The following is a 24,791-nucleotide window of genomic DNA, read 5'->3' as shown; positions in this document are numbered from 1 at the left end:
AAGGAGGGTTTCGAATCTTCTGCCCTTCTATCGCGGACTTGAATGTACCTGCTTTTCCCCGTTTGGGAAAATTTGTATTATCTACCCAGTTTACTATATTTGCAGGCTAACGAAAGGAGAAATATGTTCTTAAGGTTTACCCATTCTTTTGCAGCAAAGTTAAATGTCTATATTTTATCATTTCTGATTGCACTATTTATAGCAGGATTCGGTACATTTTATCATATTGCCTCCCAATATATCGAAAAGCAAACTTATCAAAAAATATCGACACAAGCGGATGAGATTAACTTCCGTGTATCCCGCCTGATGGAGACGATTGAAAAAATTCCGGAAAATCTCGGTTGGCTGCTTCCAACTTATGTAAACCATCCCGACTCTATTTTCAATATTACCCGCCAGGTTGTAAAAAACAATGACGAAATATTCGGCTGCGCCATTGCTTTTGAACCAAACTACTTTCCTACCAAGGGTAATCATTTCGCCCCCTATTCTTATATGCAAGGAGATAGCGTAATTACCACCCTTATCGGCAGTAATTACGACTATTATCAGAAAAACTGGTATAAACTTTCCAAAGAAAAAAATCAGTCCAGATGGACACGTCCCTATCATGAACTGTCTTCGTCCAATATTATCACTTCCACTTATTCTGTTCCTTTACGGGATTCTCAGAACCAGATCATCGGCATCTTTTCCGTCGACCTTCCCCTCAATTGGTTAACGGAATTAATCGACTCGATTAAACCTTATCCGGATAGTTACATTATTATCATTAACCGGGAAGGACGCTTTATTCTTCATCATCAAGATTCCCTGCAAACCGGATTAGAAGAGAATATTTTTCATCAAGCCTCCCATATGCCTGATACTTCCATTATCAGTATTTCCAAACGGATTGCTAACGGAGAAAGAGGGAATGCCACTTTTTTCGACCATAACGATAAATCTTATATTTTTTATTCTCCTATTATCGGCACAGAGTGGTGTTTAGCTACCATATGCCCTTATAAACATATCTACGAAGGATTAAACCGTTTTAACATAGTGGTCTCCTGCCTGTTTTTAGTATTTCTGATTTTAATTTGCCTGATTTGTACGCTCACTGTCCGGAAAATTACCCAGCCGTTAAAAAATTTTACACTCTCTACCGTTTCTATAGCAGAAGGAAATTTTAATACTTGCTTACCTCCTATCCGATCGAAAGATGAGATGCAGGAGTTGCACTCTGCTTTCAGCAAAATGCAAAAAAAATTGTCAAGTTATATGCAGAATCTGGAAAGAACAACTGCCGTCAAAGAAAAAATGGAAAGTGAACTCCGCATTGCCCATGACATTCAAATGAGCATGCTGCCGAAAGATTTTCCCTCTTTCCCGGGATATCCCCACGTAGAACTCTATGGAGTTATTCACCCGGCCCGGCAGGTAGGAGGAGATTTCTACGATTTCTTTCTCCTGGGAGACGATCTTTACTTTGCGATCGGAGATGTTTCCGGCAAAGGAATCCCGGCCTCTTTACTGATGTCCTATACCATCAGTCTGCTGCGTTCCTTTTCTTTCAAACCGACATCTCCTTCAGAAATCGCCCGCTTTCTGAATAATAGAATTACAGAACGGAACGAAAACGATCTGTTTGTTACTTTTTTTATAGGGGTACTCAATTTAAAAACCGGCGCATTGAATTATTGCAATGCCGGACATATGCCGCCTGTCATTACCTATCCGGACCGGACCTGCTCTTTTTTCGACATACAGGCCGATTTACCCTTAGGAATCTTGACAGATCATTCTTATCCGGAATACAGTTATCACTTTTCTCCCGGCTCAGGCATACTTTTATACACAGACGGTGTAACAGAAGCCGAAAATAAAGAAGGGGCCTTTTATACGAAAGAACGGCTGTTACAGATCATCCATCGGAACCGGGAACAACATCCCCGTGAATTTATCAAAGAAATCATGAAAGACATACAATCCCACGTACAGGCATACGAACAAAGCGACGATCTGACACTTTTCACCCTTATCTACGGAGAAGAATGGAATCTACCGAGAAAAAAATAAATCTCCGCTTTAAATTTTTGTTCCGAAAAAAAAGATTACGTTCTTTGTCAGAATTAAAAAAAAGATTACTTTTGTGCCGTTGAAATAAAAGAACCGACCCTGTTCAATGGTGTAATGGCAGCACAACAGATTCTGGTCCTGTTAGTCAAGGTTCGAATCCTTGTTGAACAACTCGCTAAGAACACATAAACCGCTGAAATTTCAGCGGTTTTCTTTATCTTATCCCTCATTTTACACAGTAGGGACGTGCCCTAATGTGTAATTTTACTTTTAAAATAGTCTCTCCCTCGGCTTGAAACACGTTTACGGATCCTGCCGAAATTCCCGTTGTCTTAAATTTTCGAGCTATCTCCCGAAAACGGAGAAAGATGTGATCATCGGATGAAGCAAAATTTCTTATCGTTTTACACAGTAGGGCACGTCCCTACTGTGTAAAAGATTTTCCGGCTATTTTCTTGTTTTTTGTTTAAAATAAGCTTTCGATCAACTGATCATCGGCCAGATAAGGTAATGTTACTTTAAGGGCAGGATTTTCCTGCATCGCCCGTTTTATAGCAAAAACAGCTCCTTCATTACGGGCCCAACTCCGTCGGGAAATTCCATTATTGACATCCCAGAACAACATATTTTTTAAACGGAGATCTGCTTCTTTGGAGCCGTCGAGCACCATTCCAAAACCACCGTTGATCACTTCTCCCCAACCGACTCCACCACCGTTATGAATAGATACCCAGGTTGCCCCGCGGAAAGAATCCCCAATGACGTTCTGAATAGCCATATCGGCCGTAAATTTCGAACCATCGTATATATTAGAAGTTTCCCGGTAAGGAGAATCTGTTCCCGACACATCGTGATGATCCCGGCCTAACACCACTGGGGCAGACAAATATCCTTCTGCAATAGCCCGGTTAAAAGCTTCTGCAATCCGAATACGTCCCACGGCATCTGCATAGAGAATACGAGCCTGTGAACCTACCACCAGCTGGTTTTCTCCAGCAGCCTTGATCCAACGGATATTATCATGCATTTGCTGTTGGATTTCCTGGGGTGCTTCCAAAGCCAGTTTCTCCAAAACCTCAGCGGCCAAAGCATCTGTCTTTGCCAGATCTTCCGGTTTTCCACTCGTACATACCCAACGGAAAGGGCCGAAACCGTAATCAAAACACATCGGTCCCATAATATCCTGTACATAAGAAGGATATTTGAAATCTCCATTTGGTTTTAAAATATCTGCCCCTGCCCGGGAAGACTCCAACAAAAAAGCATTTCCGTAATCAAAGAAATAAGTACCAAAACGAGCCACACATTTATTGATCGCTGCTACATGTCGCCTTAGGGTCGCCTGTACTTTTTCCTTAAACAATTCCGGTTCTTCCGCCATCATCCGCTTGCTTTCTTCAAAAGTCTGCCCTACCGGATAGTATCCGCCAGCCCAGGGATTATGCAAGGACGTCTGGTCCGATCCCAATTCCACCGATATGTCACTTTCCGCCAAACGCTCCCATAAATCCACCACATTTCCCTGATAAGCAATAGAAACAACTTCTTTATCCGCTTTCGCTTTCTTTACTCTTTCCATCAACAGGTCCAAATCCTCTATCACCTCATCCACCCATTTTTGCTCATAACGGGTTTGAGTTGCTTTCGGATTTATTTCTGCCGTAATACTGACACATCCGGCAATATTGCCTGCCTTGGGCTGGGCCCCGGACATTCCTCCCAAACCGGCAGTAACAAATAATTTACCCGCCAGGCTCTCTCCATGTTTGGCAATTTTACGACCGGCATTCAAAACGGTAATTGTCGTCCCGTGTACAATTCCTTGCGGACCGATATACATAAAAGATCCTGCAGTCATCTGTCCATATTGAGAAACCCCCAAGGCATTAAATCTTTCCCAATCATCCGGTTTGGAATAATTCGGAATAACCATTCCATTGGTAACCACTACGCGGGGAGCTTCTTTATGAGAAGGAAATAACCCCATGGGATGACCGGAATACAAAACCAATGTCTGTTCATCCGTCATCTCCGACAAATATTTCATCGTCAACCGATATTGGGCCCAATTCTGAAATACAGCCCCATTTCCTCCATAGGTAATCAATTCATGAGGATGTTGAGCTACTGCTTTATCCAAATTATTCTGAATCATCCCCATAATAGCCGCTGCCTGCAAACTCTTGTGCGGATACTCCCGGATATTGCGGGCATGCATTTCATAAGCAGGCCGGAAACGATACATATAAATGCGTCCGTATTTCTCCAATTCTTCTGCAAACTCAGGAGCTAAAACAGCATGATGCCGGGGATCGAAATAACGTAAAGCATTGCGAACGGCCAATTGCTTTTCCTCCCGGGTCAAAATATCTTTCCGTTTGGGAGCATGGTTAATCTGCGGATCATAAGGTTGGGGAACAGGTAATTCCACGGGTATCCCTTCCCGTATCGATTGTTGAAATTCTTCTAAAGTCATATAGCAATTCCTTAAATTCTTTTAATCTGCTAATTTAATATTTTCAAACGATTTCGGAAAAGAAACTTCGGATTTTCCGGGAAATGTATCAATATTTAAAAATATAAATGCAGGGAAACAAGTATTTAGTGAATGTTTCCTGAGATAAAAAGAATTAAAAAATAGTAAAAGAATTGGGCTTTATCACAATTCCTACCCGTACACAACGCTGAAAATATTTGTATGCAATCATACTTTCCCCATATCCGTTATAAAATTGCAGAAAAACGTATTGATTATCCAACTTAAAAATTTTATAGGCAACTTCTATCTTCCAATTGGCGCTCAGGTTCCATTCTGCCCTTTTTATCATTACAACCGAACAATTCAAACGTTCGTTATTACTGGTATAGGTAGCAGCGAGTAATCCTACTCCGGCATAACGGGGCAAACTTTTATTTTCTTTAGCGACCATTACCGGAATCCAGAACTTAGCTTGTAAAGTATAATTTCGTTTAAAAGCATACAACCCCATAAAACTGATTTTGTTCCAGCTTCTGGACCAAATACTGTCTCTCCCGTTGGATTCATGTTCAAATTGGAGAAACGCCACTCCGGCAATACGCTTATCCTTTACAAAATTATGGCCGAATCCCAAAGTCGGATTATAATTTGTCTCGGTAAAAGGTGCGGATTTCCGGTAAATATCCCAAAAAGATTTTTGCGTATAAGTAAAAAAAAGATAGATCCGCCAAGGCAACATACTTTTGTAAAGACGATGCCGCAAACTGATCTGGAATTTTGCGTCGGAATTATATTTGGTGATTTTCCCCCCGGAGAAATTCGTCCCCGTAATCAGATAATTATCCTTATAGATCGTAAAGGCCGGAATCGTTCCCAAATCGTCGGCCACACTGTCTCGCGATACATTTCCCTGCGAAAAAAATTTTCTCTGTTGAGCATACGCAGAAGGAATTTCCATCAGAAACCCTAAAAGACAGAGGATTAAAAATTTATTTCCCATAATTTTAAATTAAACAGGCAAAAGGTGTACGTTTTAAAAGCAAGAAAGTTATAGCAAAAATTCTTTTCAAAAACACTAACTTTACAACGTTTAAAAACAGATAAAAAGTAGAACTATGCACATAAGAATCGGGGATATCGTCAGATTTATTTCTGAAAAACTAGAGGGTAAAGTCACAGGACTAATAGACCAAAACACGGTAAATGTCTATTGCGAAGAATACGGATTTGAAATTCCGGCTTCCCTGAACGATCTGGTCGTCATTCAATCTGATTTCAATACGGATACGGACAGGAAAGTTCGCCCCCAGACAACGGTCGTTACAGCATCCACAGACAGTCTGTATCTCGCTCTGGTTCCTGAAAATTTTCAAAATCTCCCGGAAAGCCGATACGAAATATATTTGATAAACGACACAGGCCTGACTTGCCTCTATGCAGCGGGTACGTATAACGGAGAATCTTATTCTGCACTCTCTGCCGGAAATTGCAATCCAGACACCGCTTTATCACTGGGGGTATACAGCAGAAAAGAATTGGACCGGATTAAAGCTTTTCATATTCAGGCTATTTTTTACCAGAAAGGAAAATACAGTCCCCGGCAGACCGTAGACGTTCACATCCGGCTTTCCCAAACTTCTCTTTGCAAAACTGGCAGTTATCAACACACCAAATGGTTTGAAAACATGGCTTTTGTCCGGCCCCTGGACAAAGAGAGTCCCCTTCAAAAAGAATTAGAAGAAACTGATATTACCCAGGCTTTAAAAGAAAAAAAAGAAAGTACCTCTGCCCCTAAACCTCAAAAACAGATCGTAAACAATATCATTGAAATAGATTTACACATCAATGAATTACTGGAAACGACTACAGGCATGGAAAATAAAGATATACTCGACTATCAGCTGGATGTTTTCCATAAAACCTTGGAAAAATACAAACTGCGGAAAGGACAAAAAATCGTATTCATCCATGGGAAAGGCGACGGCGTGCTCCGTCAGCGTATTCTATGGGAGCTTCAGACGAAATACAAGCGTTTCCGTCATCAAGATGCCTCTTTTAAACAATACGGCTACGGAGCAACGATGGTCATTATCAAATAGAGGAATACGGCACTGACTACAGGAACCAATGCCCCGGCTAATTCTTTAGTCTGAGCCAAGGTTCCAGTAGCCAGCAGAGCCACAGACGCATATGGATCGGTCAATCTGCCGTCCATCCAATATTCCTATTTTGTCCAATTTACATAAGACGCTTCTATTGTCGCATAATCGGACAAACGGGTACAGTTTCTAAAACAAGTAGAATAATTTTTAGGAGCAGTAAAATCCGTCGTATACATACTTCTCTCATATAAATGTACTTTAACTTCTCCTATCCGCGTATAAGGAGATTCTCCTGTCAGGGATTCGCAATCCCGTAAAGTACCGGAAAAATCAGTCACCCCCCTGCTGTTATCAAAAATATTAACCGGAACTGTTTTCAACTGCTTACAGTTGGCAAAAAGCCATTTATAAGAGGTCACAGCCGTGCAATTGGTAAATACGCCTTCTTCTACAATTTCCAAAGCCTCACAACCGAAAAAAGCACTGATAAAGGTGGTTGCAGCCGCACAATTTGCATATAAACCTGCAGGCACTCTTTCCAATTTCTTACAACCATAAAAACAATAATCAAATTTTGTCGCTTTCGTAGAATTCTTAAACAAATCTCCCGGGATTTCCGTCAAGGCCGTACAGGTAGAAAATACATTGCTAAAACTCAAAGCTTCCGGAGAATAAGCGAATAAATCTGCCGGAATACTTAAAAGAGCCGTATTAGAAGAAGAAAAACTTCCAAAGTTTGTAATGGCCGGACAATCTTTAAAAAGTCCTTCGGGAAATTCCGTCAGGGATGTACATCCGGTAAAGCAAAAGGATACATCTTCCAATTTAGCACAATTTTTGAATAAACCTGCCGGAACGGCTTCCAGAGCCACACAGTTTTTAAAGGCATTCTTAAACGAAACAACTTCCGTAAAAGCATTTCCCGGATTATCAGCAATATATTTCAAATTCGAATTGGCAAAAAAACCGTCTTCCAAAGAAGTGAGCCCTAAATTCCCCCATTGTTTTACCCCGGTAATATAACTGTTCATCTCTGTTGTATAACCCAAAACACTGTATATTTTTTCCGCAGTACCGGAAATACTGACATAATATACCCCTTTCTTCGCATAGGTATGAGTAGGAGCAGGTGTGGAAAGAGGATTGATAAACAAATCGTACTCTTCTTTTGTTCCGTCTCCCCAATCCACTGTCGCTTTAAATGTATTTTCAAACGGTAATTTTATCGTTGCTTCGGCCAGGGGAAGCGTATATTCCAAAATCATACTTCCGCTACTTTGTATTACAGTGATAACCGCTTCAATAGCATCCATGCCTTCCCCGGCTTTTACCGTTACAGTTGCAGTCAGCTCTTCTCCGCTGTTATTCGGAACAGCCGTCAACGTCAGTACCGTGTCCTTTTTTTCTGTTGTCAACCAGGAGGCTTCATTGATCACTTCCCATTTTGCTTGATTGGTCCGTATCATAACTTGCTCGGAACCTCCTCCGTCGGAGAAACGAACCTCCTCTTTACTCAAAGCTAAACGGGGCGCTACAGTCTGCATAATTGAAATCGTAGCTTTTACCTCTGTTCCGTATAAAATTTGCATCTTACAACTCCGCTCTTCCTCTCCGATCAATTTGCTCACACTAACAACAAATACATCTCCCGATAAAGAGGCGTCACACCACGTATTTCCCTCCGAATAAACCGTAATCCCTTCCGTGATATTCGTATTCAACTTGAAAACAACAGCTCCTCCGGCCGCGGAAATCGTAAAAAAAGCAGAAGTTCCGCTCGGATCAATTACAACCGAACTGTCCTCCGAAATAAGCTGTATAAACAAAGGAACATTTTTATCGTCCTCTTCACAGGCAAAAACGGCCAAAAGCAAAATAAAAACGACGCACAATCTTTTCATGGTAGTTAGGTTTTAGTTAGACAAATCATGTATAAAAAGTTAAATCTATTTGCTTTCCCTGCCGGAAACCTATTCCGAACATTTTACCCCTTCTTCCCCCTTTCGCTTATTTGTTTAAACAAGGTAGTACAATTCCCGGATATTTCTTTTCTTCTCTTATCCTACTCACAAATCTAATAAATATTTAAATTTTAAAATATAATAATGCTTAAATCCAATTGGTTTTTCATGCCGAATAAAGGACAACAGCTCATTTGCCAGCCTTCGACTTTACTTGTCTACCAACGGTTTTTCCATCTTTTTCTTCGGATAGGGAAAGAAACAAACAGGTAAAATAGTGTCCTATCAGGCCTCACTAATAGCGATTTTATTTTTATAATTATACAAATAATTAATAAAAAATAATAAACTTAACATTTAACTCGATGTCATTCCCTAAAAAAACTACTGGAATATTGTCTTTCCAGTAGTTTTATATTTAAATCTTTGCCAAGATTACGAATGTACAAACATTTTTAGGGACCGGACTTTATTTTCTATCCTTTTTCGTCAAAGTGTTCTTCAGGAATCACTTATTTCTGATTTCCCAATCGGCCAGGTATCTTTCTGCATCCATAGCTGCACGGCAACCGGCACCGGCGGAAGTAATGCCTTGGCGGTAATCCGGATCCATTACATCTCCTGCGGCAAACACTCCTGCAACATTGGTTTTAGAGGTTTTTCCTTCCGTAAGGATATAGCCCTGCTCATCCGTTTGTATATATTTTTTAAACATTTCCGTATTGGGAGTATGTCCGATCGCCAAGAAAAATCCATCTATTTTTATATCGTGTTCCTTTTCTTCCGGGGTACCCATTTTGTAAATCAGCCGGGCTCCTTCCAATCCCATATCAGTCCCATACAAATCTTTTGTATTGTGTTCGTAGAGAATCTCGATATTGGGAGTTTTATTTACTCTTTCCTGCATGGCTTTAGAAGCCCTCAGATAATTTTTCCGGACAATCATGTAGACTTTGCGGCATATACCGGCTAAATAAGTAGCTTCTTCACAGGCCGTATCTCCCCCTCCCACCACTGCTACGTCTTTTCCTTTATAAAAAAATCCGTCACAGGTAGCACACGCACTCACTCCCAACCCTTTAAAGCGCTCTTCCGCAGGTATTCCAAGGTACTTGGCCGTAGCACCGGTAGCAATAATGACAGTTTCGGCCAACAATTGTTTTTCCCCATCGATTACAATCCGATAGGGTGGAGCTGAAAAATCGACTTCATCTACCATTCCAAAACGGATATCCGTTCCGAAACGCTCCGCCTGCCGGCGCATATCCTCCATCATTACCGGACCTGTAACCCCTTCGGGATATCCCGGAAAATTTTCTACCTCAGTGGTGGTCGTCAATTGCCCTCCCATCTGAATGCCCGTATATAAAACAGGCTTCAAATTTGCACGTGCAGCATATATCGCAGCTGTATAGCCCGCCGGACCGGAACCTATAATCAAGCATCTTACTTTCTCTATCGGATTCTCTATTGACATATTTTTCTCGTTTATGTTCGTTATTTTTAGTTATACAAATCTATTAATTTAAATTTTGAATTCCATTTTTCTTTTCAGGTATACATTTTAAAAAAAAGTTAAAAGTGAAAAGAGAAGCTTTCCCCCCTGTTTTTCCGAATATAAAAAAGCATCCCCCTAAGAAAGGGAGAGATGAAAGAAAAACAAAACAAAGTTCTAGAAAAATACTTTACAAATCATCCAATTTTGGATCACAAAAGAATATTTATAAAAAGATTAAATACGATTTAAAATACATAAATCAAATGAGAATACAACCTCTAATTGCCGGCTAAATCTATTATGATAAATAAAAAAAAATTTTGAAAAAAATTATAAATCAACTAGTTATTATTAATTATGCAATTGAAATCCCTTCAGTTATTGAAAATATAACTGTTTATAACTATATTTGTATATAAGCAATTTACAAATATAATACAATATTTGTTTACATGCAAATAAATATTGGATTATTTTCATTGAATTTTATATTTAATTTAATTTAAAATATTATGGGATTTCCAGAACGTTTACAAAGTATCATCGAGGAACAACGCATATCTAAGTATAAAATTGCTAAAGCTATAGATATATCTGCCAGCACTGTCTCCAATTATATCAAAGGAAAAACCAAACCTGATTCTACGAAATTAACTGTACTTTGCAAATTATTAGGCGTAAATAAAGCCTGGTTACAAACTGGAGACGGTCCCAAATACATTACAGAAGAGCCTCAAACGGTTTATAACCGTACTCCGGCGGACATCGACGACAAGCAAATGATTCGTAAACTCATCAATCTCCTGGAAAGTCAACACGAAAGCATACGGGAAAAAGATATGCAAATTACGTTGTTGATCCGAAAAATTCCGGATATTCCTTCTCAAAACTGAAAATAAACGTTCACCAAGCAAGACAAATATTTTATATATAAAAAAGCCTGAAAAATGAAGATAAATCATTTTCCAGGCTTTTGTTTTCAGCAGAAGGATTATCTACCGTTTCCCAGATAGTGGGAAAAGTTTTTCGCTTCCTCCCCATAATAACAAATTACAGGAGAAATGGCTTCATACGCATAAGGAACGTATTCTGAAAGCTGTACAGCAGCAAATTTTTTGTCGCCGGTAAGCATAACGTCCAATTTGACACCAGTATTGATTTGTCTCTTCAACTGTTTTAAATCTTCAAATCTTTTTTCTTCAATACAATATTGCAAAGGTTGAGATTCTTTTGCATCAAAATAAACCGTTATTTTTTGTAAATGACTGCCTGTAGGGCGAAATAAATAACATTCCCTGCCCATAAAAAATTTAACGATTCCTCCTAAAAAAAGGAAAACAGCTGCTGTAAATAAAAAGGTAGATAAAGACGAATTGGGATCTTCGATAGCCCATCCGCCGGCTACGCATAAAACGGCAGCTACCACAAGTCCTAAAGCCACCAGAGAAACTCTATTTTGTTTTACAACTTCTTTATTGGTTACAGTTTCTATATCCTCTGTTATTGTTTTATATTTTGACATAATCAGGTTATTTAAGGTTATTTCCTTATCCCCTCTGCCAGATTTTCCCGTGGATTCTTCCAGAAGAGATGTCCGGATAAAAATTAAAATTCGATGAACCGAAATAAAACAGGACGATTTTAAACCGGAATTCGGTTCGTCCCAGTTTTTCATGTTCAAATAATGAACGATTCGCTATGCCTCAGGAATAAACTTCCGACCTTGATTCAAGATTAATCGGGAAGAAAGGCTCCGTTCCTCAGCAAATGTCAATCCGTTCCCCCAGGAAGCAAAACTCTTCCCGGACTTTCGAACATTCGACTAAATAGATAATACCCTAAATAATGATTTTGCACAATCCGTAAATGTAGTAACCCCACATTTTTTGTTGAGCATAATGGTTGCGGTAGAGATAAAGAAAAGTACGCCAGGTTTCTACCGAAAAGGATTGAAAATTTCCAGATAAATGAAATACGATTTTAGCCTGTAAGGACCTGAGCTGTAGATTCCGCCTAAAAGAATTGTTCTGGCTAAAAGGATTATGTTGCTGAAGCGAAATATCCGCCGCATCATTGGAAGCCACAAATTCCCATAATTTGACAGATTCTTCCTTTTCCGTAGACCATTCAGCTTTCGAAATATCGGGGAATGACACATCGTTTCCTTTTGCCGTATCGGCAATCAATACGGCAATCCAAAGAAATAATATGTAGAGAATACAATGTTTCATCCCTTTCAAACAGTAAGACAAATATACGAACATTTTACAGAAAAGAAAAAGGAAGATTTGAAATATGTGGTGTAACGTCTTCTTTTATTCTTCCGTATAGAAAAAAAACAATAAGCTTACTATGGTTACTGCAATGATTGTCATTTTTATTCTAGGCTATGTTTTTATAGCACTGGAAAATAAAACCGGTATAAATAAAGCAGCTGTAGCTTTAATACTGGGTATGTTTTTGTGGACCCTTTTTATTTTTTCCGCAGCCTCGACAGTTATTCAGGCCAATGCAACTTCTTTCAGTGAATTTTTAGCAGCACATAAAGAATATCTTTCCCTTTCTAAACCGGAACAGGTGATCCAGTATATTGTAAATTTACAAATCGTGGATCATCTGGGCAATGTGGCAGAAATACTTTTTTATTTGTTAGGGGCCATGACGATTGTCGAACTCATGGATATACATAAAGGTTTTGAAGGCATCACCAGACGTATTACAACCCGCAATAAAAAAAAATTGCTTTGGCTGATCGGATTTATCACTTTTTTTATGTCTTCTGTACTGGACAATATGACTTCTGCCATTGTGATGATTATGCTTTTACAAAAATTACTCGATAAGCCGCAGGAAAGGTGGATTTTCGGAAGTGTTGTCGTCATCGCCGCCAATGCAGGAGGAGCCTGGACTCCTATAGGAGACGTGACGACGATTATGTTATGGATAAACGACAACATCACTTCCGGAGATGTCATACGGTCTTTGTTTTTTCCCAGTGTCGCTGCCCTGGCCTTCCCGCTTTGGATCATTTCGCTGCAGTTAAAAGGGAATGTCACTCCCACCGCCGACAAATCAGCAGGAAAAGACTTAAACCTCGTCAACCGAAAAGAAAGTAATATTATTTTTATATTAGGCATCCTTTGTTTGCTGTCTGTCCCTGTCTTCAAATCGCTTACCCATCTACCGCCTTTTGCCGGAATTCTACTCGCCTTGGGATTATTATGGGTTTATATGGATATTTTTTATAACCGTAAAAAAAATCTCACACCGGCTCAGCAATTCCGGCTACCCTATGTGTTATCTAAAGTGGATTTCCCCACTATTCTTTTCTTTTTCGGAATTTTGATGGCTGTAGCTGCCTTAGAAGCTGTAGGCGTATTGAAGGATTTATCGGTTTTTCTGGACCGGGACGTACACAATGTTTATATCGTCAGTATCATTATCGGATTCCTTTCGTCTGTAATCGACAATGTTCCTCTGGTAGCAGCCTCTATGGGTATGTATCCTGTACTCAGCCCTCAAGCTGCAGCGGCTATGCCCGAACCGGCTTATATGGCCAATTTTGTACAGGACGGAACATTTTGGGAATTGATTGCTTATTGTGCCGGAACAGGAGGAAGCATCCTCATTATAGGTTCCGCTGCAGGAGTAGTCGTTATGGGACTGGAAAAAATTAATTTTATGTGGTATGTCAAACATATTTCCGGATGGGCTATCGTAGGTTTTTTAGCCGGTATCGGCATTTATATTTTACAGAAATTACTCTAAAATTTCGTTCCAAGGATCCAGCGAATAACTTTTCCGGGCACTATAAAAGGATTTCATTTTTAAAATTCCTTATCTTTGTTTCCTGAAAAATCAGTAGCCGGAATAGTTTTGACCCCAGAATTAAAAAATTTCATTGCAGCCCACTTAACGGACAATACCGATAAGTTACTGCTGAATGCAAAACAGTATAAAGAGATCCCCGTGGCTTTTGCCGTGGATCAAATCCTGGCCCGGAGACAAATTCGGGACAAGTTGCCAACCTGGTATGATCAGCCGGATCTCCTCTTTCCTTCCCGTCTTTCTGCAGAGCAATGTTCTTCCGAACTGACAGCCCGATATAAGCAATCTCTCCTTCGCGGGGAAAAAGTATGCGACCTGACGGGAGGATTGGGGATAGATAGCTGGTTTTTTTCACAAGTTGCCCAAAAAGTGATCTATATCGAACGATTTCCGGAATATTGTAAGGCAGCAGCAGCTAATTTTGCTGTTTTAAAAGCCGGTAATATTCAAGTTATAGAAGCAGATGCCCAAACCCTTCTCCCCACTCTACAAGCAGATACTTTTTATATCGATCCGGCCCGCAGGTCCGGCAACAATAAACGTCTATTCGCTATAACGGAATGCGAACCGGATATTCTACAATTAAAAAATATACTTTTAAAAAAATCCCGGCGGCTTATCGTCAAAATCTCTCCGATGGCCGACCCCACAGAAACATTAAAATTAATTCCGGAAATAATTGAAATTCACATTGTAGCTGTCAGAAATGAATGTAAAGAGATGATACTGGTGTTGGAAAGTAAGAAACCGCAACCCGAAGTAAAAGTAGTAACCGTAAATTTCACGGCTTCAGGTGAACGGCAGCTTTTTTCTTTTCAGTGGGGACAGGAACAAACTGCTGTTTATCAGCTGGCAGATACCGTTAAAAACTACATATACGAACCCAATAGTGCCATCTTAAAAAGCGGAGCTTTTCAATTGATCAGTGAACAATATTCAATCGACAAGTTACACCAGCACAGCCATTTATACACTTCGGATCAAAAAATAAATCATTTTCCCGGACGTATTTTTAAAGTAAGACAGGTAATGGACTTTTCCCGTAAAAAATTAAAGCAATGGGGTAAACAATTTCCCCAAGCCAATATCAGTGTTCGGAATTTTCCCATGAGAGTGGAAGAAATCCGAAAAAGTTCGGGCATTTCCGACGGAGGTCCTCTCTACCTTTTTGCGACCACCCTCGGCAATGCCCGACGTATCCTCATTGATTGTGAAAAAGCCTAACCTTTGATTTCGATCTCAATCGGCTCTTCTTTCTTGATTTTTTCCGTTTTCCCCGGATGTTCTCGGGGGATTTCAGGGATTTCCGTTATTTTTCTTTTTTCTCTCTCTTCCTTAGTAGAGGGAGGCATTTCTCCTTCTTTTCTCATTTCTTCCTGCACATCCGGACGTTCATACCAGATTTTATCCGCTACATTTCCCCATCTTTGAGAAGTATCCTGACATTTATCTGTTAAAGTATCCACATCTTCCGGCTTTAACATATCGGTAGAACGGGCTCCGGAAACATGTACGACTTCTTTCAGACTATTCGGATTATCCAATAAAGGACAGGGACGCAAATGATTCTTATTAAAAGGCTGTCGTTCCTGATAAGCTTTAAACAAAGGAGAGCGAAGGGCTTCGAGTAAAGACATATCTTTTATGTTCACATTGGAGTAATGGATAAAAGCACAAGGTTCCACATCACCGTTTGCATTAATATGGAAATAATAACGCCCTCCGGCGATACAACCTTTTACATATTCCCCATCGTTCCAGAAATCCATAGCAAAAATAGGTTTTGTCTTTCGGAACATCCTCACCTGATTATACATGAATTTACGCTGTTCAGCTGTTACCATCAATTCGGGAATGGCATCACTGCCTACGGGCATATAGGTAAAATACCAGACAAAAGCAGCTCCCTTATCTATCATAAAGTCCATATATTCGGACGATCCGACAACATCTACATTTTTTCGGTGATAACAAGTAGACATGCCGAATACCAAACGTTTCTCTTTCAGTATTTTCATGGCCCGCATGACAGCCTGGTATGTCCCTTTTCCCCTGCGCATATCTGTTTCTTCCTCATAACCTTCTACGCTGATGGCCGGAGCGAAATTTCCAACCCGCAGCATCTCGTCCGCAAAAGCTTCGTCGATCAATGTACCGTTCGTAAAAGCCAAGAAATAACATTCCGGATGTTTTTCACACAAACGAATGATATCCTTTTTCCTTACTAAAGGTTCTCCTCCGGAAAAGATAAACATATATACTCCTAAATCCTTTGCTTCTGCAATGATGCGGTCTAAGGTTTCAAAATCCATTGACATCCGATGACCGTATTCCGCCGCCCAACATCCCGTACATTTTAAATTACAGGCAGAAGTAGGGTCCATCAAAATTGTCCAGGGAACATTTACACCGTACTTCTTACTGGTAATCTTTATGGCACTATTCCCAATGATGGCAGCATTACAAATCAGAGCCTCAAAAAGTTTTCGCCTTACATACGGATCCCATTCATTGTATGCTTTCATAACCAAACGGGTCCAGTTATTTTGTGGATCTTTCAAGCACTCGGCCAAGGTATCCCACGATGAACCGTATGTACCGTCTGTATCGATCTTTTTAATCCATTTCAAAGCCTTGGATGCGTTTTGTTCCGGATCCTTCTCTACATATTTGAGCAATTTCTTCATCGCAAAGGCTTGTACTTGTGTCTTAAATGTCTTCATTAGCAGTGAAATTTGTTTATATTTTTCCTATAAACGCATAAAAGACAAATAAGTTTCACTCCCCCCCCGTACAAGCCTGAATCTAAATATTTGAATATGAAAATATGGAAATGTGAGAATGCTCAATTGTGTAAAAGTCCTCGGGGAGGAATATTTTTGACGGAAGTATCAGACAGGCATTTCTCCCACCTAAAGTACTATCCCTCCTTTTCCTAGCGGAATAGTTGAACTTTTACACCATTGAACAGTGAAACAATTAAATGTTTATCACTTTTTATTAATAAATGTCCTTCGTTCCTGATTGTTCACGTCTCCCTGAGTCTGAACAAATTTTTCCATGGCTTCTACAATAGGAATATGGGTATTCTCTCCCTTCCCTTTTCCAATAAAATCGTAAGTACTGTTTACGTAATTACTCAATCCCACCGTAAATTCCTGTTCAGGATCTTTCAGTTTATTCCCGTTTTTATCGACAAATACGACGTCTACCCCTTCTCCTTCTTCATTTTTCAAAATAGTATACCTCCCTTTGGAAACAAATAAATCGATCCGGCGATTTTCCTGGTTTTTTAAACCGTTAAAACGATTCAATATCAATCGTTTCATTTCGTTTAAGGTGAGCCGGTGTTTGACGATGTAATTGTTGAAAGGCTCTATCCGGTAGATGGTTTCCCGCGTAATATCCCCCGCAGGAATAGAATTATAACGCACTCCCCCGCTATTATAAAAAGCAAAATCGCAATCCGCCGCTTCACTCATCGCATCCGTTACCATATTCGCCACGTTTTCTTTGTATTTCAATCCCTTTGAAGTGGTACCAATTTTCTCTTTAAATTCCGGACGATTGCAAATCTCCCTGACCATAGCTTTAATTTCTGCGTCCTCCGCAAAAGTATCCAGTTTTACAGCCTTATAAGTCTTGTTTACTAATTTTTTACCTTTAAAATCCAGATAGGTTACTCCGGCATATTTTAAATTAGAACCCGTCTGGCTCACCAATACATTGTTGATTCTCAGAGGTCCCTCGATTAAAGTGTGAGAATGTCCTCCAATAATGACATCCAATTCAGGCATAGCTATAGCCAATAAGGAATCGCCTACAAACCCGATATGCGTCAAACCGATAAACACATCACACTGATTTTTTAATTTTCTATTTTCAAAAGCCGCAGTTTTATAATACCGGAAGGTAATGTCCTTTACATTATCCGGATTTGTAGCCGGAATATGGGTGACGGCATTCGTTCCTATTAATCCTAAAAAACAAAATCTAATACCAGCTTTCTCAATTATCCGGTAAGGATCAGGCTGTTGCAAAGAAGTGCCTTTTGTCTGCATATTCGCACAGATAACCGGAAAAGAGGACGCTGAAATTCGTTTATTTAATGCAGCTTCACCATAATCGAATTCATGATTTCCCAAAGTAGCTACATCGTATCCCAGCTTGCCCATCAAATCAAACATCGGTTTTCCCTTTTCCTTGGCATTGTCCACATACACGTTCCCTGAAAAACGATCTCCTCCGTCTACTAAAAGGACATGGGGATTTTCCGCCCTGATCTGTTTTAAAAAAGTCGCAAACTTTGGAAAATGATCAATCTGAGCATGAATGTCATTAGTGGAAATAATAACGACACGGGTCGTAGCAGCGGTCATGTTTTTATCTGACTGACAGGCAGAAAATATAGCCAACAGCAGAACAAATACCACAAAATAAATTTTTCTGAATAACATAATATATAATTTCTGTTTTAGCTTTCGAAAGTAATAATAAAAAATCAACTTTTTCCGTTTTTTTCGCGTATATGTCTGTGCCGATATATAAAATTAGCGGCATTTTATTAAAAGTTTTACAAAAACAAGGACTTTAAGCAGGGGATTTCAAAAAATACTTGAACTTTCCACCATTAAAATCAGTAAATCCGATAAAACGCATACATTCGATATGAAAATAAAAACAGGACGAGGAACAATCGGAATAATGGTTTTATTTGCCATTTATTCTATTTCCATGGTCACATCCTTGCCGGGTTTAGCGATTTCCCCCATTCTCGGAGATCTGGAAACCGTATTCCAAAAAGCAAGTAATCTCCATCTTCAAATGCTTGAGTCACTGCCTTCTTTTATTATTGTCCCTTTTATCCTGATAGCAGGACGACTCTCTTTACGACTCAACAAAAAGAAGCTTTTGATTGCCGGTCTGATCATCTTTTTTATTTGCAGTATCATTTATCCTTTTGTCCATAGGTTGAATTTATTGCTGGTCGTGAGTGCTTTTCTGGGAATCGGGGCAGGAATGGTTATTCCTTTTTCCACGGGACTTATCGCTGATTATTTTACCGGAGCCCGCCGCACACGCCAATTGGGCATCGCATCGGCCATCAACAACCTGACTCTCGTATTAGCGACCTTACTTTCCGGTTTTCTGGCCGGTATTAACTGGCATTATTCATTTCTGGTATACTGTTTTTCCGGGATCTCTCTTTTCTTTGCCTTTTTTTTGGATAATACTCCTCCTTATGTACAATCCACCTCTCTCCCCTCTGCTTCGGATTCACATTCCGGCTTTAAATGGCCGATAAAACTCATGTTATTGTATTATTTTATTACTTTTCTCGCCCTGACCGTTCCCTTTAATCTCTCCCTTTATATGCAAAATTTACACATAGGAAATGCCGAAAAATCGGGCACTCTCATTTCCATTTTCTTTTTAGCCGTTACCCTGCCAGGATTCGATATTAACCGGGTAATTTCTTGGTTTAAAGGCTACACCAATGTTATTTCCCTCGCTGCCATCTCCTTGGGCCTTGTATTGTTTGCTTTTAAAAGCGGTATCTTACTCCTTACACTAGGCGTTATTCTGATCGGTCTGGGATATGGGATTATGCAACCCATTATTTACGACAAAACAGCCAATGGGGTCCCGACAGCCGATGCCACCTATGCCCTCTCTCTAGTTATGGTGATGAATTATATTTCCATCATTACTTATCCTTTTATTTTAAGCTGGCTTTCTCTGGATTCCGCCTATTTTCCGTTTATTCTTTGTATGATCCTAGGGGCAGCCTTTACCGTGTTTGCTTTCTTTCGCCTCAACAGTAAAACACTGGGTATGAAACAAATACAAGAAAACAACAACGTTAAATAATGTGAGGATATAAACATTCAATCTCACTCTTACGTACTTACCCGGTAATGAAGAAGAAAGTAAATAGATAACACTCTGAACTAATTAACTAAACTAATTCAAATTATGGCAACAAACCTAAAAAAAACGAGTACCGTAGCAAAACTAGGCGTTATGACGCTTGCGATTATGAACGTCGCCGCCGTAGTAAGCCTCAGGGGACTTCCAGCTGAAGCCGTATACGGACTTAGCTCGGCATTTTATTACCTTTTTGCAGCTATCGTATTTCTCATCCCAACCTCTTTGGTAGCTGCTGAACTGGCAGCAATGTTTTCCAATAAAGAAGGGGGTGTATTCCGCTGGGTGGGAGAAGCTTATGGTAAACGCTATGGATTCTTGGCAATCTTCTTGCAATGGATTGAAAGTACAATCTGGTATCCTACCGTACTGACTTTCGGTGCTGTATCGATTGCTTATATCGGCATGAATACCTCTGAAGATGCTTTGATGGCTTCTAATAAAATTTTTACATTAATTACCGTATTGGTGATTTATTGGGTAGCAACATTCATTTCCCTAAAAGGTTTGGGGTGGGTAAGTAAGATTTCTAAAATCGGAGCAATGGTGGGTACAATTATTCCCGCCGGTTTGCTTATTTTATTCGGAATTATCTACCTGGCCACAGGAGGACACAACAATATGGATATGAGTCAGGGATTTTTCCCCGATTTATCAAACTTCAATAACCTGGTTTTGGCTTCCAGTATATTTCTGTTTTATGCCGGTATGGAAATGTCAGGTATCCACGTCATGGATGTACAACCTCCTGCCAGTAAAAACTACCCGAAAGCCATTTTTATCGGCGCCATTGTAATCGTCATTATCTTTATTTTAGGTACTTTCTCTTTGGGATTAATTATCCCCGCTAAAGACATCAACCTCACCCAAAGTTTATTGGTCGGCTTTGATAATTACCTGAATTATCTCCATCTCCATTGGGCTTCTCCCATTATTGCCATCGCTTTAATGTTCGGTGTATTAGCCGGCGTACTTACCTGGGTAGCCGGTCCGTCAAAAGGTATTTTCGCCGTTGGCAAAGCCGGTTATCTTCCCAGATTTTTTCAGAAAACCAATAAAATAGGCGTACAAAAAAATATTCTGATTATACAAGGATGTATTGTCACCTTGTTGTCTCTTCTATTTGTCGTAATGCCTTCTGTACAGTCTTTCTATCAAATGCTTTCTCAGCTGACAGTATTGCTTTATCTGATTATGTATATGCTTATGTTCACAGCAGCCATAGCACTGCGTTACCGGATGCCGAAAGCCGACCGTCCTTTTGCTATCGGACGAAAAGGGAATGGACTGATATGGATCGTTGCCGGAATCGGTTTTCTGGGAGCTTTACTAGCCTTTATACTGAGCTTTATTCCACCTTCCCAAATCAATACCGGAAGCAATACGGTATGGTTTACGGTTCTCATTCTCGGATGCGTAATTTTTGTAGCCATACCTTTACTTATTTATTCTTTACGAAAACCTTCCTGGAAAAATCCAGATGCAGAATTCCAGCCTTTCCATTGGGAAACAGCTCCCGTTACAGCAGCGCAAGCAGCAGCTCCCGTAGATAATGCCGGACCAGCAGCCCAGCATATAGGCGGTTCTCCTGCCAATACAATTGCTTCCAATGTAAAATCAGGAACAGCTTCCAACACCCGGAACACCACCGTAAGCGAAGCCGATAAACAAGGTTATCAACAAAGCCAACATGCCGGTCAGCAAACCCCTCCTAACGATACGAAAACCCCTCCGACAAACAATTCCACCCATACAAATCGGAACAAACCAGGTAATTCAACTCGTAATAATACAGGTAACACTCATCCTAAAAAGTAAATGATATGAATAAAATAAAAATAGACGACCTCCGGAATGTTGTAAAAGAGGCGTACGAAAAAGTCAAAGGAATACAGGGAGGTAAAAATGCAGATTATATTCCTTTCCTCGCTAAAATAGACCCGAATCTTTTCGGCATAGCCGTCTGCCTGCCTACCGGAGAAGTCATCGAAGCCGGTGATACGAACTACGTATTCGGCATCGAATCGGTATCAAAAGTCTTTACAGCAGTATTAGTGCTTAAACAATACGGAGCAGAAGAGATACTGAACAAAATCGGAGCCGATGCAACCGGTTTACCGTTCAACTCCATTATGGCTATTTTGTTGGAAAAAGATCATCCCAGTACGCCTTTGGTCAATGCCGGCGCGATCACTGCCGACAGTATGGTAAAACCGATCGGAGACAGTGAGGGCAAATGGAGCGCTATTATAGACAATATGGCAGCTTTAAGCGGAAGTGAATTGGTCCTGTTAGATGAATTATATAAATCGGAAACAGCCACAAACTTCAACAATCGGTCTATTGCCTGGCTGCTGAAAAACTACAATCGGATTTATGATGATCCCGACATGTCACTCGACCTTTACACCCGCCAGTGTTCCATGGGAGTTACAGCCAAACAATTAGCCATTGCAGGTTGTACGATGGCAAACGACGGTCTGAATCCAGTGACCCAAGAACAAGTCTTTGACCCGGAATTAGCGCCTAAAATTACTTCTTTAGTGGCAACTGTCGGATTTTATGAACATACGGGTGATTGGCTTTATACTTCCGGCATACCCGCCAAAAGCGGAGTAGGCGGAGGAGTCATCGGCATTATGCCCGGCGCCTTCGGAATTGCAGCTTTCGCTCCCCCTCTGGATGAGGCCGGGAACTCCGTAAAAGCCCAGGCAGCCATCAAGTATATTACTCAAAAACTGAAATTGAACATCTTCCGGAACAATACTATCGAAATAGAAATGTAATCGTAAACAATAAAAGAGGTTGTCCGGCAACGTCAAGTCTAGTCTTTTTGTAAGGAGCATTTCTTTCCGGCATGGAAAGACCTCCTTGGTGATTAACAAAACGAAAGTCCCGGATTGACCCGGATTGATCAGACCAAAAATTTGTCAATCTGAAGTTTCCAAGACTTTGATCAGCAGCCATAAAAACCACTCTTCCATACAAAAAGCCTTTGGACAACCTCTTTTTCTATTCTTCGAACTATGAAACAAGAAAATAGAATATTTGAAAAATTTCTGAACGTCCTGGTTTTACTGGGAAGTTTATTTATCATCATTATTGTATCTATAGAACTTCTCTCTGTACGACCTGTTTTAAGCGAGCAATTTATCCTCAATACCCACTTGATCGTTTGTTTTATATTTTTATTGGATTTTTTTGTCCGTTGGTTTTACAGCGGTCAAGGCTGGCGCTTTATGTGGCGTAATCTGTTTTTCTTCCTGGTTTCGATTCCTTATCTCAACATCGTATATGCTTTTGCTCCCACCCTTTCGCACGGAGCTTGGGTCGCCTTACGTCTTATCCCACTGGCTCGGGGGATTTATGGAGTTTCCTTGATCGTCAACTGGATGACTTCCAGTAAAATTACAAATCTATTTATCACTTACCTCACCATCTTATTTATCATCATTTATTTTTCCAGTATCATCTTTTTCTTTGTAGAACACGGTCCCAATCCCTTGGTAAAAGGCTACTGGGATGCCTTCAACTGGGCCCTCATGAATGTCACCACCGTCGGCTCCAACATCTTCGGCGTTACCAAACTCGGTCAATCTTTAGCCGTCGTCCTGGCCGCCTCAGGAATGATTTTCTTTCCGATTTTTACTGCCTACGTGACTACCAGGTTCCAGAATAAGCGGAAAAGGATAGAGAATAATTAATGGACAAGAAAGTACTGTAAAGATTAAAACAATTTTCAAATTTTCACTACCTATTACTCCATAAAAATTCTTTTTTAGAAAAACTTTGTCCCTATGACAAGACAATCTATCTAAATTACTTAAATTTAGATAGTCAGAATTTGTCAAACCCATAAGATCAGAAAGCAACCTCGTTATTTACCAAACAAAAGACGGAGAAATCTCTATTGAGGTCAAGTTTGAAAACGAAACATTTTGGATAAACCGCTAGCAAATAGCCGAATTATTCGGTCGTGGCATAAAAACATTGGTAAACACGACATGGTACATATTTTCGCTCCCTTAAAGAATTAAAAAATTAAATTCCGTATTCTGAATAAAGAATCTTCGGACAATAGTTATTTCTCCAAGACCAAACTGGAGGGGAAGAACGATTTTTGTATAAATTAAGAAGGAGAACAAATCAAAATTAAAGGGAAAAAGCCCGGCACGATACCGAGCTCTTATTAAGGGAAATAATCATTTATCCATTTAACTGTTAGAGGACACTTCATTTTCGAGGAGTGATTTTTTCATTTTATCGATATCGGTCAGGTAATCCTGAAGATCCTGTTCATGTTCTTCTTCCTCAGCCAGAATTTTTTTCACAATATCACAGGTAGTAAAATCTTTCCCGTTCGTAAAATCGGCAATTTCCTGATACCGCAGAATAGCGCAACGCTCAGAAGCCACATTGTCTTTCAGTAAACGAACAGAACCAAAGTCTTGCGGAGTATCATATTTACACCTTGCCAACTCAAACCATTTCTGAGGATCCAAAACAGGCACTCCTTCCAATTCGATAATGCGTTTGGCTAGCATCTGAGCATGCTTCCGTTCTTCTTCTGCATGTTCTTCAAACTCACTTTGTACATTGGCACGCATCGCCCCTTCAACGACTAATGCACCTACCCAGTATTGATAATAGGCCAGCCATTCTTCCGACAATGCTGCATTCAACTGTGAAATCAAATTTTCCACATCCAGCTTTCCTTTTAGGATTTCTACACTTTCTTTAGCCATAATTTTAGTGTTTAGTTTAGTTTATTCTATTTATATGTTAACGGACAAAAAAATTTTTTGTTCGAACAGCTTGAAGTTTTAACAACGGTTTTAATTAAATAAAAATTCATTCAGAGTAGCGTGAAACAATTTCTGAAAAGATATCTTTTATGAACCAACGGTTATTTCATTTCTATCAGTCTTTTA

General features: G+C 39.9%; 19 protein-coding genes and 1 tRNA gene. 10 read left to right on the top strand and 10 right to left on the bottom strand.

Features of this window, described 5'->3' with window-relative positions:
* Window positions 1-123: 123 nt before the first annotated feature.
* Together HMPREF9449_RS01545 and HMPREF9449_RS01540 are read left to right on the top strand one after the other, a co-directional pair.
* Window positions 124-2,064, top strand: coding sequence for a SpoIIE family protein phosphatase (locus HMPREF9449_RS01545; protein WP_009135464.1), 1,941 nt, complete (start codon window positions 124-126; stop codon window positions 2,062-2,064).
* Window positions 2,065-2,164: 100 nt separating this feature from the next.
* Window positions 2,165-2,235 (top strand) — tRNA-Gln (locus tag HMPREF9449_RS01540).
* A 295-nt stretch (window positions 2,236-2,530) separates the two neighbouring features.
* Here HMPREF9449_RS01540 and HMPREF9449_RS01535 read toward each other — a convergent pair.
* Window positions 2,531-4,540, bottom strand: a complete 2,010-nt coding sequence (locus HMPREF9449_RS01535; protein ID WP_009135463.1) for a urocanate hydratase — start codon at window positions 4,538-4,540, stop codon at window positions 2,531-2,533.
* A 154-nt stretch (window positions 4,541-4,694) separates the two neighbouring features.
* A complete protein-coding gene (locus HMPREF9449_RS01530; RefSeq protein ID WP_009135462.1) occupies window positions 4,695-5,543 on the bottom strand; it encodes a phospholipase A in 849 nt (282 codons plus the stop codon).
* 115 nt (window positions 5,544-5,658) lie between these two features.
* On the opposite strand from HMPREF9449_RS01530, the gene HMPREF9449_RS01525 reads away from it, so the two are divergent.
* On the top strand, window positions 5,659-6,642 hold the full coding sequence (locus tag HMPREF9449_RS01525; protein ID WP_009135461.1) for a DUF2027 domain-containing protein: 984 nt from the start codon (window positions 5,659-5,661) through the stop codon (window positions 6,640-6,642).
* Here the strand turns inward: HMPREF9449_RS01525 and HMPREF9449_RS16475 are convergent.
* The 3 genes from HMPREF9449_RS16475 to trxB all read right to left on the bottom strand — a co-directional run bounded on the left by HMPREF9449_RS16475 (window position 6,612) and on the right by trxB (window position 10,083).
* Entirely contained in the window at window positions 6,612-6,758 is a 147-nt protein-coding gene (locus HMPREF9449_RS16475; RefSeq protein ID WP_009135460.1) for a hypothetical protein, read from the bottom strand. The genes HMPREF9449_RS01525 and HMPREF9449_RS16475 overlap by 31 nt on opposite strands.
* A gap of 9 nt (window positions 6,759-6,767) precedes the next feature.
* Complete coding sequence (locus HMPREF9449_RS01520) at window positions 6,768-8,546, bottom strand: BACON domain-containing protein (RefSeq protein WP_009135459.1); 1,779 nt, start codon at window positions 8,544-8,546, stop codon at window positions 6,768-6,770.
* Between the two features lie 568 nt (window positions 8,547-9,114).
* Window positions 9,115-10,083 carry a thioredoxin-disulfide reductase gene (gene trxB, locus HMPREF9449_RS01515; RefSeq protein WP_009135458.1) on the bottom strand — a complete coding sequence of 323 codons (969 nt, stop codon included), beginning with the start codon at window positions 10,081-10,083 and terminating at the stop codon, window positions 9,115-9,117.
* A gap of 533 nt (window positions 10,084-10,616) precedes the next feature.
* On the opposite strand from trxB, the gene HMPREF9449_RS01505 reads away from it, so the two are divergent.
* Window positions 10,617-10,997, top strand: coding sequence for a helix-turn-helix domain-containing protein (locus HMPREF9449_RS01505; RefSeq protein WP_009135457.1), 381 nt, complete (start codon window positions 10,617-10,619; stop codon window positions 10,995-10,997).
* Window positions 10,998-11,095: 98 nt separating this feature from the next.
* Here HMPREF9449_RS01505 and HMPREF9449_RS01500 read toward each other — a convergent pair whose 3' ends face one another.
* Window positions 11,096-11,626 (bottom strand): hypothetical protein, encoded by a 531-nt coding sequence (locus HMPREF9449_RS01500; RefSeq protein ID WP_009135456.1) that lies wholly within the window; start codon window positions 11,624-11,626, stop codon window positions 11,096-11,098.
* A 316-nt stretch (window positions 11,627-11,942) separates the two neighbouring features.
* Complete coding sequence (locus HMPREF9449_RS01495) at window positions 11,943-12,335, bottom strand: hypothetical protein (protein WP_040611154.1); 393 nt, start codon at window positions 12,333-12,335, stop codon at window positions 11,943-11,945.
* A gap of 121 nt (window positions 12,336-12,456) precedes the next feature.
* On the opposite strand from HMPREF9449_RS01495, the gene nhaD reads away from it, so the two are divergent.
* Entirely contained in the window at window positions 12,457-13,872 is a 1,416-nt protein-coding gene (gene nhaD, locus HMPREF9449_RS01490) for a sodium:proton antiporter NhaD (protein WP_009135454.1), read from the top strand.
* 75 nt (window positions 13,873-13,947) lie between these two features.
* On the top strand, window positions 13,948-15,156 hold the full coding sequence (locus HMPREF9449_RS01485; protein ID WP_009135453.1) for a class I SAM-dependent methyltransferase: 1,209 nt from the start codon (window positions 13,948-13,950) through the stop codon (window positions 15,154-15,156).
* On the opposite strand, the gene HMPREF9449_RS01480 is transcribed toward HMPREF9449_RS01485, so the two are convergent.
* Both HMPREF9449_RS01480 and HMPREF9449_RS01475 read right to left on the bottom strand, forming a co-directional pair.
* Window positions 15,153-16,655: a radical SAM protein gene (locus tag HMPREF9449_RS01480; RefSeq protein WP_009135452.1), complete on the bottom strand. Its 1,503-nt coding sequence runs from the start codon at window positions 16,653-16,655 to the stop codon at window positions 15,153-15,155. The genes HMPREF9449_RS01485 and HMPREF9449_RS01480 overlap by 4 nt on opposite strands.
* Window positions 16,656-16,922: 267 nt before the next feature.
* A complete protein-coding gene (locus HMPREF9449_RS01475; RefSeq protein ID WP_009135451.1) occupies window positions 16,923-18,389 on the bottom strand; it encodes a bifunctional metallophosphatase/5'-nucleotidase in 1,467 nt (488 codons plus the stop codon).
* Between the two features lie 211 nt (window positions 18,390-18,600).
* Between HMPREF9449_RS01475 and HMPREF9449_RS01470 the strand changes: the two genes are divergently transcribed.
* From HMPREF9449_RS01470 to HMPREF9449_RS01450, 4 genes are all read left to right on the top strand, one after another.
* On the top strand, window positions 18,601-19,803 hold the full coding sequence (locus HMPREF9449_RS01470) for an MFS transporter (protein WP_009135450.1): 1,203 nt from the start codon (window positions 18,601-18,603) through the stop codon (window positions 19,801-19,803).
* A 105-nt stretch (window positions 19,804-19,908) separates the two neighbouring features.
* The gene (gadC, locus tag HMPREF9449_RS01465) at window positions 19,909-21,678 is read left to right on the top strand and encodes a putative glutamine/gamma-aminobutyrate antiporter GadC (RefSeq protein ID WP_009135449.1); all 1,770 of its coding nucleotides are present in this window, start codon (window positions 19,909-19,911) and stop codon (window positions 21,676-21,678) included.
* Between the two features lie 5 nt (window positions 21,679-21,683).
* Window positions 21,684-22,646: a glutaminase A gene (gene glsA, locus HMPREF9449_RS01460; protein ID WP_009135448.1), complete on the top strand. Its 963-nt coding sequence runs from the start codon at window positions 21,684-21,686 to the stop codon at window positions 22,644-22,646.
* Window positions 22,647-22,886: 240 nt separating this feature from the next.
* The gene (locus tag HMPREF9449_RS01450; RefSeq protein ID WP_009135447.1) at window positions 22,887-23,564 is read left to right on the top strand and encodes an ion channel; all 678 of its coding nucleotides are present in this window, start codon (window positions 22,887-22,889) and stop codon (window positions 23,562-23,564) included.
* 510 nt (window positions 23,565-24,074) lie between these two features.
* On the opposite strand, the gene HMPREF9449_RS01445 is transcribed toward HMPREF9449_RS01450, so the two are convergent.
* Complete coding sequence (locus HMPREF9449_RS01445; protein ID WP_009135446.1) at window positions 24,075-24,605, bottom strand: ferritin-like domain-containing protein; 531 nt, start codon at window positions 24,603-24,605, stop codon at window positions 24,075-24,077.
* Window positions 24,606-24,791 lie beyond the last annotated feature (186 nt).

Source organism: Odoribacter laneus YIT 12061 (genome assembly GCF_000243215.1).
GTDB lineage: Bacteria > Bacteroidota > Bacteroidia > Bacteroidales > Marinifilaceae > Culturomica > Culturomica lanea.
This window is presented reverse-complemented; position numbering and strand designations above follow the sequence as displayed.

Excerpts from the sequence above, each read along its gene's own strand:
- HMPREF9449_RS01520 (WP_009135459.1), bottom strand. The coding sequence starts at position 8,546 with ATGAAAAGATTGTGCGTCGTTTTTATTTTGCTTTTGGCCGTTTTTGCC.
- nhaD (WP_009135454.1), top strand. The coding sequence starts at position 12,457 with ATGGTTACTGCAATGATTGTCATTTTTATTCTAGGCTATGTTTTTATA.
- HMPREF9449_RS01500 (WP_009135456.1), bottom strand. The coding sequence starts at position 11,626 with ATGTCAAAATATAAAACAATAACAGAGGATATAGAAACTGTAACCAAT.
- HMPREF9449_RS01545 (WP_009135464.1), top strand. The coding sequence starts at position 124 with ATGTTCTTAAGGTTTACCCATTCTTTTGCAGCAAAGTTAAATGTCTAT.
- HMPREF9449_RS01535 (WP_009135463.1), bottom strand. The coding sequence starts at position 4,540 with ATGACTTTAGAAGAATTTCAACAATCGATACGGGAAGGGATACCCGTG.
- HMPREF9449_RS01525 (WP_009135461.1), top strand. The coding sequence starts at position 5,659 with ATGCACATAAGAATCGGGGATATCGTCAGATTTATTTCTGAAAAACTA.
- trxB (WP_009135458.1), bottom strand. The coding sequence starts at position 10,083 with ATGTCAATAGAGAATCCGATAGAGAAAGTAAGATGCTTGATTATAGGT.
- HMPREF9449_RS01495 (WP_040611154.1), bottom strand. The coding sequence starts at position 12,335 with ATGAAACATTGTATTCTCTACATATTATTTCTTTGGATTGCCGTATTG.
- HMPREF9449_RS01480 (WP_009135452.1), bottom strand. The coding sequence starts at position 16,655 with ATGAAGACATTTAAGACACAAGTACAAGCCTTTGCGATGAAGAAATTG.
- HMPREF9449_RS01470 (WP_009135450.1), top strand. The coding sequence starts at position 18,601 with ATGAAAATAAAAACAGGACGAGGAACAATCGGAATAATGGTTTTATTT.
- HMPREF9449_RS16475 (WP_009135460.1), bottom strand. The coding sequence starts at position 6,758 with ATGGACGGCAGATTGACCGATCCATATGCGTCTGTGGCTCTGCTGGCT.
- HMPREF9449_RS01445 (WP_009135446.1), bottom strand. The coding sequence starts at position 24,605 with ATGGCTAAAGAAAGTGTAGAAATCCTAAAAGGAAAGCTGGATGTGGAA.
- HMPREF9449_RS01505 (WP_009135457.1), top strand. The coding sequence starts at position 10,617 with ATGGGATTTCCAGAACGTTTACAAAGTATCATCGAGGAACAACGCATA.
- HMPREF9449_RS01530 (WP_009135462.1), bottom strand. The coding sequence starts at position 5,543 with ATGGGAAATAAATTTTTAATCCTCTGTCTTTTAGGGTTTCTGATGGAA.
- HMPREF9449_RS01475 (WP_009135451.1), bottom strand. The coding sequence starts at position 18,389 with ATGTTATTCAGAAAAATTTATTTTGTGGTATTTGTTCTGCTGTTGGCT.
- HMPREF9449_RS01450 (WP_009135447.1), top strand. The coding sequence starts at position 22,887 with ATGAAACAAGAAAATAGAATATTTGAAAAATTTCTGAACGTCCTGGTT.
- gadC (WP_009135449.1), top strand. The coding sequence starts at position 19,909 with ATGGCAACAAACCTAAAAAAAACGAGTACCGTAGCAAAACTAGGCGTT.
- glsA (WP_009135448.1), top strand. The coding sequence starts at position 21,684 with ATGAATAAAATAAAAATAGACGACCTCCGGAATGTTGTAAAAGAGGCG.